Raw genomic sequence first — 15,315 nt, 5'->3', positions numbered from 1 at the left:
GTAAAAAATTTTTAAGACATTTTGCATGATAATAAAACGCTAAAAAAACAGAACAATTTAACTTCTTTGTTCGTCTTTGTACTGATTTCCAATCTAAAGACACTAATTTTAAAGATTTCATCTTTGATCACAATTCATCTAAAGTAAAAATGAGCGAGTCCACATGAACTCACTCATTTTCAAAAATATATTTAACGTTTACGAGCTGATTTTTTAGATAAGCCAATTGCACTTAAAATAGCACTTAACCCAAATAATATAGTAGACACGCCTGATACATCTCCTGTATGTGGTAGAGTTGATTGAGTTGGTTTTTCTTTTTCAGTCATTGTCATTGTCGTTGTACTTGTCGTTGTTTGTTTTGACGGAATAATAGGTTTTGGTTTTTGTGTGATAGTTGTCGTAGTGGTTGTTTCGTCTTTTATTGGTGTAAATACCCACTCTCCAACAAATACAAGATTCTCTTTGTTAAATGCCGCTTTCTCTTTATCCCAAGCAATAAATGTCCATGTGCCAGATTGATCTGTATAACTTGAGGTATCAATCGCTGATACATTCACCTCTTGTCCATCTACACCAAGCACATTTGTATTAGCCAAACGATCTTTCAATACTTGTGGTAAATCTTTTCCTGTTTTTTCTTTAAAGACATAGGTTGCCGTGCGTATTTCTAAAATCGGTTTATCTGGTGTTTCCGGATCCCCCAATTCATATTTATGTAATTTGAAGTCCCATGTACCCTTAAATACAACATCTGCATTCATCACTGTCGCTTTCTCTTTATCCCAAGATACAAATGTCCACACCCCTTTATTGTCTTTATCTTCATACTCACTTGTATCAATACCTTGTGTGTCTACTTCACTACCTATTAAGACATCTATTTTATTTTTATCAGCTAATCTATCTTGAATCGCTTGTGGCAACTCTAGAGTAACACCTTGTTGTTTTTCAAAGTTATATGTCACATTAAAACCTTGAGACCATATCGCGTAGACCGTTTTATTTTCTGTAATAACTGCTGTTTCAGGGTCAAAATCTGCTGTTTTAGAATCTTTATTCTCACTCCACCCAACAAATATATAACCATCTCGTGTTGGATTAGCAGGTACATTTTGGTCCGTCAACGTATCATTTGGAATCGTTTTGTTGTAATCCGCATACACACTAGCAATTTTATCTTTTGTTACATCTGTTTCAATATTTTTCATAAAGGTCACTTCTGGATTAGCAAAAGTAACGGCCACTCCGGCTGGCGGCAAAATATTGTTTACATCTGCTGAGAGTATAAGCCGTCCCACTCCCCCCCATACTTTCCCACCAATTTCTCCAGTTACGAAAATATTGTATTTTCTTAATGTTTCAATTTCAGTTGGCGTTAATTTATTAGCAGCCATATTTAAATCTTTTTCTACAATACGTTTTTCTTCTGTTTTTTCGTCATCGGTCATCATACGACGATTCGCAGCAATCGCATTGGCATCTTGTGCACTTACTTTAAAATTATTAGTGCCCTCTGTATCAAAACCAAATGACATCGGTGTATCTTGTTGTGCTGCCGAAAAAGTCTTATTAGCAATAGGGACAACACGAATAATAAATTCCTTAACATGATGTGTTGGAATATCAAATTCTTTACGTGCGACATTCTCAACATATGTATCCTTAACATCTGCTAATTGATTGTATTGTGAATCAAATATATATACTGGTCGCCATGTTTCTGATGTGAAATATGCTTTTTGAATTAAACCATTTGCATCTGTATAAGATAAACGATCATCCAGCGTTACTTTTAAGTCAACATAAGATGTTGCTCCTCCCGGTTGAGCTTTAGCTAGTTCAGCAAGCGTTGCTGCATCCGATAAATCTGGTTTAAGTAAAGCTCCCCAAAGAGTCGCAATAATAAGACTTTGCGATTGTTTCATTTGAAATGTCGAATTAAATTTAAACAAGCTATCTTCAGTAGTTGGTGACGTTACAAGTACTTGTTTTGTTTTATTCTCTGTTTCAAAATTATGGTGTTCTAAAATTGGTGAACCACTAATTGTGTCACTAGCAGATTTCTCTTGATTGATATTAATCGTTGCAGGTATGTCCAAACTCCCAATGAGTGGTATACCAGTAATTTTTAAGTTACCATTAACCGCATATGCATTTTGTGTTTGTAATACGGTTCCTGCCATCACAAAAGTAGCCATCAATGCCACCATACTTTTTGTACAAACGCGTTTATAAAATCTATTTTCTTTCAAAATATTTCTCCTTTCACTTTTATAATACCTCACATACACTAAAAAGAATGTAACCCTAGCCTCCCACATCATATATTGAACAATCTACTTAGGAGTTTTCTGAAAAAGAATTTATTTTTTCAAGAAACAAAAAGCTTTTATCCCTTCTAGAAAAGGATCTCTTATAAAAAATCTTATTTTTTATAAGAATTATACCATAACATAAAGAAAAATATAATTAGATTTAATGTTTTCTAACCAAAAAATTTTAAAATATTCGTGTTTTTAGATAAAAAAACAGAAAATAAAAACAACGTGTAAAAAAGTCATCTCTCATTACACGTTATTTATCTATTTTTAATACACACAAGGCGTATACGTCGTTTCTGATTCAAACGTATGCCCTAAACGTAAAATAGTATCTCCAAAAGACTTTTGATTGATAGCATCAGGTAATATTTGTGTTTCAATCGCAATACCTACATGCTCTACAGGTTTTTTACCTCCAAAGAACGTCTTATCATCATAGCCATTTGCTGTATATACAACCATTGCAGGTGAGGTTGTTTCAATTATAAGTTGTCTGCCTGTTTGTTCACAAGAAATAATACCAGCTACCCTTTCTAATGGATTTAATACAAACGCATGATCTAATCCTCCAGCAGCTTGAATTTGAGGGTGTTTACTTTTAAAAATGACGCTCAAATTTCCCCCTTTTTGTAACGCTTTTAAAAAATCTGCATCTCTATCTATTTTACCAGTTGGAATTTGTACATCATTTAGTTCTGTATATCCCGTAGCATTCACTGTCAAGTGATGATTGCTAACACCAATATCTAATCGTCCATTTAAATTAAAATAACTATGATTCGTTGGATTCACTAAAGTATCTGTATCTGTTTTTACAACATAGCGGATACGCCACTGCCCATCTTCAAATATGCGATAGTGAATCCATGTACGTAATTCTCCAGGATACCCACCCGTATTGCGTTGACGGTGTAAATAAAAAACAACTTCATCATCGCACACTTGAACGGCTTTAAACATGGCACTATCAAAACCTGTACTTCCTCCATGTAAATGGTTACCATTGTTATTTTTAGGTAAATGATACACCATACCATTCAGTTTAAACTCTCCATTGGCAATACGCCCTGCCACTGGACCTATTGCTGCACCAAGTTTCATAGCGTTGTCAATATATTCCTCAAATGTATCATAGCGTACAACAACATTTTCAAACACACCATTTCTATCCGGCATAGTATACTCTAAAACAGTTGCACCATACGACATCACACTAAGTCGATGCCCTTTTTTTGTTTCCAATGTATAGACATCTACTGGTTCACCATTTATTTCTCCAATAACTGCTTTTTTAAAAGGTTTCATTTATGACCTCCTTATTTCTTCTATAAATCGATAAAATGCCTCCTGCCCGACTACTGTTTGCTTAAAGACACCAGCATCTTCTAAAACACGTTCAAATACTTGTCCAACACCTTGCTCAACCGATATTCCTTTATCTTTCAATAACATTGCCCAGTCCGTATGAATTGGATTGACACATACATCTTTTCCATCCAAATAATCTTGTACCACTTTTAATTCTTCTTTTAATCTTGGTGGTAAAATGGCTAGACCCATTACTTCAATTAAGCCAATATTTTCTTTTTTTATGTGTTGTACATCGGGATGTGGATGGAAAATACCGTCTGGATATTCACTGCTTGTACGATTATTTCTAAGAACAATATCCAGCTCATACATGTTGTTTTTATACCGTGCGATTGGTGTGACGGTATTATGCGGTACACCATTTGTACTTGCTTTTATATCGACTGTTTCATCACTATATGCTTTCCAAACAGATAAAATATGCCCACCTGCATCAATCAATTTGTCGATTGATACATCTTTCAAACGAATAACAGATAAAGGCCAGTGCAATAGTGAGGCTTTTACACCTTTTATCTCCTCGATAGGTATTTCTCTAGCATTATCCATTGGAAACTCATGTCTACCTGCTTGATAATGGTCATGCGATAAAATTGAACCTCCCACAATTGGCAAACCTGCATTTGAACCCACAAAATAATGCGGAAATATTTCTACAATATGCAATAAATTCGCCAAACACGTCTTATTCACATTCATCGGACGTACCTCTTGACTTAAAAAAATACTGTGCTCATTAAAATAAGCATACGGAGAATACTGGAATCCCCATTTATCCTCTCCTAAACATAAGCGAATAATACGATGATTACTTCGTGCAGGATGATTTATTCGTCCATAGTATCCCTCATTTGTCATCGTTAATTGCGACTCGGGATAAGTCACTTGCGTCATCTGTCTGGCTTTTGCAATATCTTTAGGGTCTTTTTCTGGCTTAGATAAGTTAATCGTTATTTCCAATGTGCCGTATCGACTGTCATGAGAAAATGATATATTTTTTTGGATAGCCCTTGTTTTTATATAATCATTATCTTGACTTAACTGGAAAAAATAACGTGTTGCTAATTCTTTAGACTGCATATATTTATCCCAAAAAACATGATTGACAACAGACGGTAGCGGGGTTATGACTGACATAATCTCTGCTTCTAACTGTTCTTTTTGTGCTAATGATGTATCAATAACACCTCTTTTTATCGCATCTTCAACGAATTTATCCAAAAGCTCTTGATAAGACATGTCTAAAAGCACATCATGCATTGGCTCATAAGCATCTTTTTGCAATACATGTAATAAACGGTTCGTTTGAACCACTTCATCTAATCGGTCAATGTAATTGTCTTGAACAGCTTTTTTTATAAATTTATTGATATACACATCCATATTCATATCTCCTTTTACACAACTACAAGAACTCAAAAGACGACTATCTTTTGAGTTCGTACGATTATTGTTTTAGTGCAGCCCCATTACTAATTTCTGCAATGTAAAAGGAAGGTTTATATCCAATTTCTTTCACATATACGTCTTCAACAGCTTGTTGAAAAGCATCTACTTTATCTTTTTGAACAATGGCAATCGCACAACCTCCAAAACCTGCTCCAGTCATTCTTGCACCGATTACGCCTTCTTGTTCCCATGCTGTATGAACCAATGTATCCAACTCTTTACCCGTTACTTCATAATCTAATTCTGTGGATAAATGCGACTGTTTCATCAATTCTCCAAACCCAACTAAATCCCCTGCTCTTAATTTTTCAGTAGCTTCAATAGTTCGTTGATTTTCACTTACTGCGTGTCTTGCACGTTTTACTAATACTTCAGATGATAGAACATCTTTATTTGCTTCAAAAATATCTATCGTTAAATCTGCCAATGTTTGAATTGATACCCGTGTTTGCAATTCTTTTAACGCTTGTCTTGTTTCATTGAAACGTTCGTTGTATTTAGAATCTGCCAATTCACGACGTTTATTCGTATTCATGATGACAATGACATTATCTTTTAAGTCCACTGGTACTAATGTATACTCAAGTGTTTGGCAATCTAATCTTATTGCATGATTTTCTTTACCCATACCTACAGCAAATTGATCCATAATACCCGATTGAACACCGATAAAATCATTTTCTACTTTTTTGCCCAATTTCACTAAGTCAATCATCTCAATATCTAATTGATATAACCCTTTAAAAATAACACCAATCAACAATTCAAACGATGCTGATGACGATAACCCTGAACCATTTGGAATATTTCCATAAAAGACGATATTGGCACCTGTGCGAATAGTATATCCTGCTTCTTTTAAGTATAAAATCATACCTTTAACGTAGTTTGTCCATGTATATGTTGTCGAATGTGTTAAATCCGTCGAATCACATTCAACAACACCGTCTGCTGAAAAATTTTCGGAATACAACATTAACTTTGTGTCTTCTCTTTTACTCGCGACAGCGTATGTACCCAATGTAATCGCACAAGGAAAAACATATCCTCCATTATAATCGGTATGTTCACCAATCAGATTGATACGTCCCGGAGCAAAAAAATTATGATGCTCTTTTGTATGAAATAATGTTTCAAATTTACTTTCTAAAGTATTAAACATTCAGAAACCCCTCCTTAATATATTAAGTTACCTACATGTTAACGCTTCCTATAAAAATAATCAATAAAAAACTACGTATTTCTAAAGAAATACGTAGTTTTTTACAAAAATGTAATACTTTCATCTTCTAAAGAGGCAATACGGCATAAAGAATATACATCAAACCCTGCTTCTTCTAGTTTTTGACGACCATCTTGAAATGCTTTTTCAATCAAAATACCTACACCCACTGTTTCAGCACCTGCTTGCTTGACAATATCGTCTAATCCGAGAACAGCTCCACCATTTGCTAGAAAGTCATCAATAATTAACACCTTGTCGCCTTTACTTAAATACTCCTTCGATAAAATAACTTTACTCGTCATATTCTTTGTGTAACTATAAATTTCTGTACTATATAAAGTATCTTTCGTCAAAGTAGTTGGCAATGTTTTTTTAGCAAATACCATTGGGACACCAAATGATAGTGCAGTCATAATAGCAGGAGCAATACCACTTGCTTCAATCGTTAATACTTTTGTCACGCCTGTTTCTTTAAAATGTTCAAAAAAAGTATCGCCTGCTTGTTTCATCAATGGGGCATCAATTTGATGATTAACAAATGAATCTACTTTTAACACATTATTCGGATATACTTTTCCATACTTTAACACCATTTGCTTTAATAGTTCCATGTTGATATACTCCATTTTTATTGTTTTTTAAGGTTAATTCTATCATATTTTTTCAACGAATAACAAGGACAACTTGTTAGATGATCGTTAATCATTCCACTCGCTTGTAAAAAGGAATAAATGATTTTTGTCCCGATAAATTTAAATCCTCGTTTTTTCAACTCTTTACTAATTTTATCGGATAAAGATGAAAAGCAAGGAACTTGTTCAATAGTTGCCCATTTATTTTGGATAGGTTGATAATCGACAAATTTCCAAATATAGCGTGCGAATGAACCGTAATCTTTTTGTATTTGTAGAAAACATTGTGCATTTGTTCTAATTGCATAAATTTTTAGTTTATTTCGTATCAAACGTGTGTCTTGCAGAAGCATATCTAATTGTTCATCTGTATACATCGCCAATTTATGATAATCAAATTGCTCAAGTATTTGTCGCATATTTTCACGTCTTTTTAAAATTAAATGCCAACTCAACCCTGCCTGCATTCCCTCTAATATCAACAATTCAAACAATTCTTGATCATCTGTTTTCGGTATTCCCCACTCTGTGTCATGATAGACTTTTTCAAGTGTGCTGTGCAATGCCCAATCGCATATTGTCATGTTCATCTCTCCTTTTAACTATACTATAAAAAATACTGGAAAAAATCAAAAATTTCATATAGAATGGAACAAGTATAAGAAAAGAGAGGTCAGTACAATGGGTAAATTTATGGTATTGGATCATCCGTTAATTCAACACAAATTAACAATGATTCGTGAAAAAGATTGTGGAACAAAAGTGTTCAGAGAGGTTGTTAATGAAATTTCAATGTTAATGGCTTATGAAGTATCTCGTGAATTGCCATTAGAGGACATTGAAATTGAAACACCTTTAGTGAAAACTGTTCAAAAAACATTATCAGGTAAAAAAGTTGCTGTTGTGCCTATTTTACGTGCTGGGTTAGGTATGGTAGACGGTATTTTAGAACTTATCCCTGCTGCAAAAGTAGGACATGTTGGGATGTACCGTGATCATGATACTTTGGAGCCAGTTGAATACTTTGTAAAACTACCATCTGATATTGCGGAACGTCAATTATTCGTTGTAGACCCAATGTTAGCAACAGGGGGCTCTGCCGTAGCTGCGATTGATGCATTATTAAAACGTGGTGCTCAACCATCCTCTATTAAATTCGTTTGTTTAGTAGCTGCACCAGAAGGTGTTGCTGTATTAAGAAGTGCACATCCAGGTATTGATATTTATACAGCTTGTTTAGATGAACGTTTAAACGAAAATGGTTATATTTTACCAGGTTTAGGCGATGCTGGCGACAGATTATTTGGTACAAAATAACACAAATGCACCAAAGCATACACAGTGCTTTGGTGCATTTTTATATTATTCTCTTGTTTTCACATATTTTAATTTCTCTTTGTTTTTCATCAAGAAATCTTGTAATTCATCTTCGGGTATTTGTCGTACATATAAATTGGCACGTAATGTATCATCTTCTTCTCGGCATGTTGATAAAACCATGTATTTATCACTTGCTTTAATTTGAATAGATTCATTTTTTACTTGTGCATCTTTTTTAATTTGTTCTAATTGTGTTAAAAAATCATCATCGTCTTTAAATGTTGTACGATAAAATGCTGTTGTTTCTGGTACAATGACCATTGCCACTGCTTGATAATATAACTTTTTCTCTGGCGTTTCCACCACAACAAATGGATGTGCATCAAAAAATTCTTGCTTATCATAATAGTTAACATCATTAAACATACGGTTGTCCGGCACTTTACTTCCTCTTGCGTGTGCAAATAACCATGTTAAACGATCACTAAAATCTTTCTGATTATTCGTATCCATAAAAACAGCTCCCAGAAACGGTACTTGTTCTCCTTCGAATGTTTTTTCCAAATATGTAAAATTATCAGAGGTTTGAACAACTGGCTCATCTAATTTTGTTCCAGGCAAATAAAGATACGCAATCACTTCTTTATTCACATTCGCTAACTCTTCAAACTTTTTCTTTAGAAATGCTTTTTCTTCTTCTGTTTGTTTATATACTTGCTTCGTTGTCGTGGTCGTGGTTGTTGTTTCAGGTGCAGGTGCATGTACCGTAGATTGTGAAACAACATAAATCGTCATTGTTAAAATCGTTAATAAAAATACAATAAGAGCTATAATTTTTTTAGACCATTTTGGTTTTGTTTGAGTTTGTTCATCTGTTTCCATACTTTTCATAAAAATCCTCCTTTTGCATTTACAATAATATAGCTACCTAGCTATGAAGTCAACTTTTTCTATTAAAAAGGATTACAAAACAAAAACACCCGTTAAAACGGGTGTTAAAAAAGGGGGAAATATTTATGTTCAAGGCATCAAATAGGGAGAGTTGATGTCCTGACATATTTTTCTTTTCGATATTTATGAGAGATATTCTGAAAAGAAAGTGTTTATTAGGGAATAACAATTTTCATTGTTTTTATTCAAGGTTATCCTTGATTTAAGATAAGTATAAACATACTAGCTTAAAGTAACCTTAAATAAACTCTAAAAAATTATCTATTTCTAATCGTAAAGTACAGAGTAGCAACATATTTTATTTTAATATATGCTGTGTTTTGTAAAAACCAGTAATCGAAATGTCTGAAAATGCACTGAAATAAGGCTGCTTTGAATAAAACGATAAAGCTTTTTTATTTTCAGCACCACTTTCTGTTAATAAAAAGACTTGCTTTTTGTCTTCTGCTCCCTCACATGCTCTTGTTAATAAATATTTCCCTATTCCGTTTCCTTGATATTCTGGAAGCACCAACAAATCTTGTATCACTTCTACATATACGCCGTCGCCTATCGTACGTATTAGACCAACCAATTTATTATTGTCCCATGCTGTAATAACTTGTATTGCTTTGTCCAATAAAATAGATAAATCATCAAATGTATTGGTGTAGGCACACCACCCGACAGATGTATATAGCTGTCTTAATTGCTCATCTGTTATTTCTTTTGTCATACTATATGTAATCATTTTCGTACCCCTTTCATCTCAAATTATGAATGACAGACATTAACATTTACTTTTTCTTATATACTCTTTCGACACCCCCTAATCTAGTTTTTTCATCACGAAATAAATTTAGGTGAAAATAAAATATTTTTATCAAAAAGACCTTGCATACACAAAGTATACAAGGCTTTTCTTGATTATTCAACTGGACGACTAAATTGGCTAATTTCATGTTGTACTTTTGCAATAAAGTCATCAACACTCATGGTCACTGTATCTTTTGAACCATAGCGACGAACAGTGACGGAATGATTTTGCGCTTCTTGATCTCCCACTACTAATTGATATGGGATTTTTTGTGTTTGAGAAGCACGAATTTTATAACCCATTTTCTCATAGCGTAAATCTAGGTCAATACGCATACCAATACGTTGTAATTGTTCTGTTAATTGACGTGCATATTCAGCATGTAAATCAAAATTAACTGGAATAACTGTTGCTTGAACAGGAGCTAACCATGTAGGGAATGCACCTTTATATTCTTCAATTAAGTAGGCAACAAAGCGTTCCATTGTCGATACAACCCCACGGTGAATAACGACTGGACGATGTGTATTTTCTCCATCTTCACCAACATATGTTAAATCAAAACGCTCAGGTAATAAGAAGTCCAACTGAATAGTAGACATTGTTTCTTCTAAGCCCATAGCTGTTTTGAACTGAACGTCTAATTTTGGTCCATAGAAGGCAGCTTCACCAGTTGCTTCAAAATATGTTAATCCTAATTCATCCATTGCTTCTTTTAACATACTTTCTGCTTTGTTCCACATAGCATCATCATCAAAGTATTTTTCTTTATCTTCTGGATCACGATAACTTAGACGGAAACGATAGTCTTTAATGTTAAAATCTTCATATACAGCACGAATTAACTCTAATGTACGTTTAAATTCATCTTTAATTTGGTCTGGACGTACGAACACATGTGCATCGTTTAATGTCATCTCACGTACACGTTGTAAACCAGATAAAGCACCACTTTTCTCATAACGGTGCATCATACCCAATTCAGCAATACGAATTGGTAATTCACGGTAACTATGAATATCGTTTTTATAGACCATCATGTGATGCGGACAGTTCATCGGACGCAATACTAACATCTCTCCATCGCCCATGTCCATTGGAGGAAACATATCATCTTTATAATGTGCCCAGTGACCTGATGTTTTATATAGCTCAACATCAGCCATAACTGGTGTATACACATGTTGGTATCCTAAGCTAATTTCTTTATCCACAATATAACGCTCAACAGCACGACGGATAGTCGCACCTTTTGGTAACCAGAACGGTAGACCTGAACCTACTTTTTGAGACACCATAAACAAGTCTAATTCTTTTCCTAATTTACGGTGATCACGCTCTTTAGCTTCCTCACGCATTTTCAAAAACTCGGCCAAATCTTTTTTGTCAAAAAAGGCTGTTCCATAAACACGTTGCATCATCTTGTTATCAGAATTACCTCTCCAATAAGCACCCGCAAGTGACAATAATTTAAAGACTTGAATGCGACCAGTTGATGGCACATGAATACCACGACATAAATCAATGAAGTTTTCTTGTTGATAGACAGTGATTGTTTCATTGTCTGGTAATGCGTTAATAAGTTCTACTTTATAAGGGTCTTTGGCAAAAATCGTTAAAGCTTCCTCTTTTGTCACAACACGACGCTCGATAGGGAAATTAGCTTTCACAATATTCATCATCTCAGCTTCAACTTTTGGCAATTCATCTTCAGATAATTGCACTTCCATATCTGTGTCATAGTAAAATCCTGTTTCAATGGCAGGACCTACACCAAAATGGATATTTGGGTATAGACGTGTTAAGGCATGTGCTAATAAATGTGCTGTTGAATGACGCAAAATTCCTAATGCATCTTCATGCTCAGGTGTTACCAATTCAATACGACCGTCACTTTCTAAAGGACGATTATAATCAATCAATTCTCCGTTATATTTAGCAGCCAATATTTTTTTAGCTAAACCAGAACTAATTTCTTTGGCAATATTATGAGGTGTTGTGCCTTGCTCGTACTCACGAACAGCACCGTCTGGAAATGTTACTTTAATCATCTTATTCTCCTTTTTCTATTGATAAACACAAAAAATCCCATTTCTAAGCCGGGGCTTAGAAATGGGACGCTATGATACGTGGTTCCACCCATTTTATTCGTCAACAGACGAACACTCATTTGTTGTAACGCAACTAGCGGTTATTTTTCAAAATAACTTTTCAAAAGTGGTAATTCATTAGTTACATAAATCGTTTCACCTAGCCGATTCTCTCTAAAATGCTCACTAATCAATCGTGTCTTTATCAATAAATGTTAATATTATGTTGTTATTAAACCATTTCTTTTCAGAAATTGCAAGTTGTTTCAATCATTTTTTTATATTTTTTGATACACAATGTCACCATTAAGAATGGTTTTAAGAACTTGTACATTTAAAATATCTTGTGGATTTGATAGATGCAATATATTATCACTTAATACGGCTAAATCGGCTCGCTTACCGACGCAAATCGTACCTACATCATCTCGACTAATTGCCGCAGCTGCTCCACTTGTATGTGCTACTAATGCATCAGCAATACTCATTTTTTGATGACTCATTAAAGCCTCTCCCTCTGGTAAACCGTCTGTCGTTTTACGGGCAACAGCATAGTAAAGACTTTCCAATGGTGTCACATCAACAACCACCGGCACATCTGTTCCAAATCCTAATGTTGCCCCAACATCAAGAAAGGTCTGAAATGGGAACATATCCTTTGCTCTGATTGGACCGACTTCTTCATCGAGCGTGTCATATCCTACAAGCAAATGGCTTGGTTGAACAGATAATACTAAATTTGGCTGTGTCACCAATGGTAAATCGGCTAAGTCCATGACTTCTAGATGTTCAACCGTATTATTGCCTTTTAAAAGTGGATATTTTTCTTGTGCTTCTTTTAAATATGTTAATGTGAGCTGAATGGCTTTATCGCCAATGGCGTGAATACGGATTGGGAAACCCTTTTGATTTGCAAGATGAATTAGTCGACGCATCTTTTCAATAGGAATTAAGGGAATACCCACATCATGAGCATGGTAGGGATTGGCATAAGGTTCTTTTAATAACGCTGTATGTGAACTTGTCACACCGTCAAAAAATTGTTTCACACCTGACATTTGGAGCATAGGCGATGTATACTTAGAAGACAGTGTATCCAAGTGCTGTGTTTCCTCACGCATTGCTGGAAAGAAATTGATGCGTACAGTTGCTTGTTGATGTGCATATAAATGTGGATATACTAAATCATCTGGGCTTTCACCAGTTAAAGCAACATCTCCCACAGCCGTTATTCCCATTTGATTTAATTGTTTCATATACATCAAACAATCCTCTGTTGCTGTTTCGTGAAATATTTCCAACACTTTTGCTAAATAATAAATCGCAATCGCTTCTAAAAACACACCTGTTAACACATTGTTCTCATAAAAACGTTCCCCTGTAATCTCTTTCGGTAATGTTTCTGGTGTGATATTTAAAGCATTCATACCAGCTGAGTTTAGCCAAATCGTATGCGCATCTCCTGAAATCAATAAAGTCGGAACATCGTGTGTTGTTGCATCTAATTTCCATCTTGTTGGGTAAACTTGTTGTCCAAAATCACTCGCATACCACCCAATACCAATACGCCACCCATTTTGAATAGGTAATGTTTCTGCTTGTTTAGCAACTTCTTCGGGAGAACGACCAGATACAACTGTTAAGCGTTTGTTATAAACCAAACTTGCCAAGTAAAAATGAACATGTGCATCGATAAAAGACGGAATAATCATTTGGCTACCACAATCAATAATATCGCACCCTCTATCAGTTGGGATAGTTTGTTGATAAACAGCTGTAATATAACCATCTTTTATTTCAATACCACCAGAAAATGTTTCTTTCTTTTCGGTATCAAATATCGCTTTGCTTTTTAAAATATAATGCATTATGATAACTCCATTTTAAAGTTTAAAAATTGTTCATTATAAAATTCTATCCAATGCTTACCTAAATGTTCATAATGTTCCAATTCATTTAATACATCATCTGACGGATAGAACATCGTATCGCTTGTCATTTCCTCAGGTAATAATTCTCTAGCCGCTTGACTTGGTGTTGTATACCCAACATACTCAGCATTTTTAGCTGCATGCTCAGGCTCTAACATAAAGTTAATAAACGCATAAGCACCCTCAATATTTTTTGCTGTATGCGGAATAGCAAAATTATCTGTCCAAACAGCACTACCATCTTTTGGAATAATGTACGTAATGGCTGGATTAGATGCAATAACAGCAGCTGCATCTCCTGAGTAACCAATTCCAATCGCCGCTTCACCCGCAACTAACAAAGGTTTTATCTCATCTGTTAAAACCGCTCGTATATTCGGACTTAATGCAATCAATCGTTGTGTCGCTTCTTTTATTTTCTCTTCATCTTGCGTATTCAATGAATATCCCATACTTTGTAAAGTCAACCCTAACATTTCATGGAAATTGTCCAACACTAAAATATTATTTTTATATTCTGAATCCCATAAATCTTTCCAAGTCGTAATTTTTTCAGCATCGACCATTTCTGTATTGACCATAATACCAATCGTTCCCCAAAAATATGGGATTGTGTATTGATTATCTCTATCAAAATTTTGATTCATCAAGGCAGGAGAAAGTGTTTCTAACCCGATAATTTTAGACTTATCAAGTGGTTTTAATAAGTTTTCTTCTAATAGTTTTGGGACACGTGACTCACTTGGAAAAATAAGATCATACGGTGTACCACCTTGTTTTAATTTAGCTTCCATTGCATCATTAGAATCGAACGTTTCATAAACAACGGAATATCCTGTTTTTTCCTCAAATTCTTTTATTAACTCAGGGTCAATATAATCGCCCCAGTTAAAAATATACAGCGGTTTTTGTGCATCAACTTCTACACCAACAGAAGATGCACGCTCTTGCTCTAAAGCGAATTTCATAAAAAAAAGAATAGACACAGCAGCTAGAATACTACCAAAGAATAATCCTAATTTTTTCATACTAACCCTCTTTCCTATACTATTTTAACGTTCTAAGTATACCTATTTTTAAAAAAATATGCTATCAAAATATAAAGAAATTTTATTTCTTTATACAAAATAAAAAACCTAGTAGACGAAAAAGTAATAGCCACACTACTCATCTTACTAGGAATTGCTAGAGAAATAAGATTATTTCTTAAAATTATTCTACAATAC

Annotated in this window: 12 protein-coding genes and 1 other annotated feature; of the genes, 1 reads left to right on the top strand and 11 read right to left on the bottom strand. The window is 34.4% G+C overall.

Annotated elements, in window-relative coordinates; all coding sequences use genetic code 11:
• Positions 1 to 191: 191 nt before the first annotated feature.
• The 6 genes from GMA06_RS00700 to GMA06_RS00675 all read right to left on the bottom strand — a co-directional run bounded on the left by GMA06_RS00700 (position 192) and on the right by GMA06_RS00675 (position 7,585).
• Positions 192 to 2,255 carry an SHIRT domain-containing protein gene (locus GMA06_RS00700; RefSeq protein WP_163561366.1) on the bottom strand — a complete coding sequence of 688 codons (2,064 nt, stop codon included), beginning with the start codon at positions 2,253 to 2,255 and terminating at the stop codon, positions 192 to 194.
• Positions 2,256 to 2,591: 336 nt separating this feature from the next.
• Positions 2,592 to 3,629: an aldose epimerase family protein gene (locus GMA06_RS00695; RefSeq protein WP_163561365.1), complete on the bottom strand. Its 1,038-nt coding sequence runs from the start codon at positions 3,627 to 3,629 to the stop codon at positions 2,592 to 2,594.
• Positions 3,630 to 5,078 carry a UDP-glucose--hexose-1-phosphate uridylyltransferase gene (galT, locus tag GMA06_RS00690; protein WP_163561364.1) on the bottom strand — a complete coding sequence of 483 codons (1,449 nt, stop codon included), beginning with the start codon at positions 5,076 to 5,078 and terminating at the stop codon, positions 3,630 to 3,632.
• A 64-nt stretch (positions 5,079 to 5,142) separates the two neighbouring features.
• The gene (locus GMA06_RS00685; RefSeq protein WP_163561363.1) at positions 5,143 to 6,306 is read right to left on the bottom strand and encodes a galactokinase; all 1,164 of its coding nucleotides are present in this window, start codon (positions 6,304 to 6,306) and stop codon (positions 5,143 to 5,145) included.
• 101 nt (positions 6,307 to 6,407) lie between these two features.
• Positions 6,408 to 6,980, bottom strand: coding sequence for a xanthine phosphoribosyltransferase (gene xpt, locus GMA06_RS00680; protein ID WP_163545724.1), 573 nt, complete (start codon positions 6,978 to 6,980; stop codon positions 6,408 to 6,410).
• A 17-nt stretch (positions 6,981 to 6,997) separates the two neighbouring features.
• Positions 6,998 to 7,585 (bottom strand): DNA-3-methyladenine glycosylase I, encoded by a 588-nt coding sequence (locus GMA06_RS00675; RefSeq protein WP_205426136.1) that lies wholly within the window; start codon positions 7,583 to 7,585, stop codon positions 6,998 to 7,000.
• A gap of 97 nt (positions 7,586 to 7,682) precedes the next feature.
• Here GMA06_RS00675 and upp point away from each other — a divergent pair, with 97 nt between their 5' ends.
• A complete protein-coding gene (upp, locus tag GMA06_RS00670; protein WP_163545726.1) occupies positions 7,683 to 8,318 on the top strand; it encodes a uracil phosphoribosyltransferase in 636 nt (211 codons plus the stop codon).
• A gap of 45 nt (positions 8,319 to 8,363) precedes the next feature.
• On the opposite strand, the gene srtB is transcribed toward upp, so the two are convergent.
• The 5 genes from srtB to GMA06_RS00645 form a co-directional block, all read right to left on the bottom strand.
• A complete protein-coding gene (srtB, locus tag GMA06_RS00665) occupies positions 8,364 to 9,212 on the bottom strand; it encodes a class B sortase, LPKTxAVK-specific (RefSeq protein ID WP_240328813.1) in 849 nt (282 codons plus the stop codon).
• A 358-nt stretch (positions 9,213 to 9,570) separates the two neighbouring features.
• Positions 9,571 to 9,987: a GNAT family N-acetyltransferase gene (locus GMA06_RS00660; RefSeq protein WP_163561361.1), complete on the bottom strand. Its 417-nt coding sequence runs from the start codon at positions 9,985 to 9,987 to the stop codon at positions 9,571 to 9,573.
• Between the two features lie 191 nt (positions 9,988 to 10,178).
• Positions 10,179 to 12,119, bottom strand: a complete 1,941-nt coding sequence (thrS, locus tag GMA06_RS00655; RefSeq protein WP_163561360.1) for a threonine--tRNA ligase — start codon at positions 12,117 to 12,119, stop codon at positions 10,179 to 10,181.
• Positions 12,120 to 12,178: 59 nt separating this feature from the next.
• Positions 12,179 to 12,376 (bottom strand) — a binding site (T-box leader).
• A 60-nt stretch (positions 12,377 to 12,436) separates the two neighbouring features.
• A complete protein-coding gene (locus GMA06_RS00650; protein ID WP_163561359.1) occupies positions 12,437 to 14,026 on the bottom strand; it encodes an amidohydrolase family protein in 1,590 nt (529 codons plus the stop codon).
• On the bottom strand, positions 14,026 to 15,117 hold the full coding sequence (locus GMA06_RS00645; RefSeq protein WP_163545730.1) for a spermidine/putrescine ABC transporter substrate-binding protein: 1,092 nt from the start codon (positions 15,115 to 15,117) through the stop codon (positions 14,026 to 14,028). Before GMA06_RS00645 ends, GMA06_RS00650 begins: the two co-directional genes overlap by 1 nt.
• Between the last annotated feature and the right edge of the window lie 198 nt (positions 15,118 to 15,315).

Source organism: Granulicatella sp. zg-84, from assembly GCF_010892375.1.
Taxonomy (GTDB): Bacteria; Bacillota; Bacilli; order Lactobacillales; family Aerococcaceae; genus WM01.
This window is presented reverse-complemented; position numbering and strand designations above follow the sequence as displayed.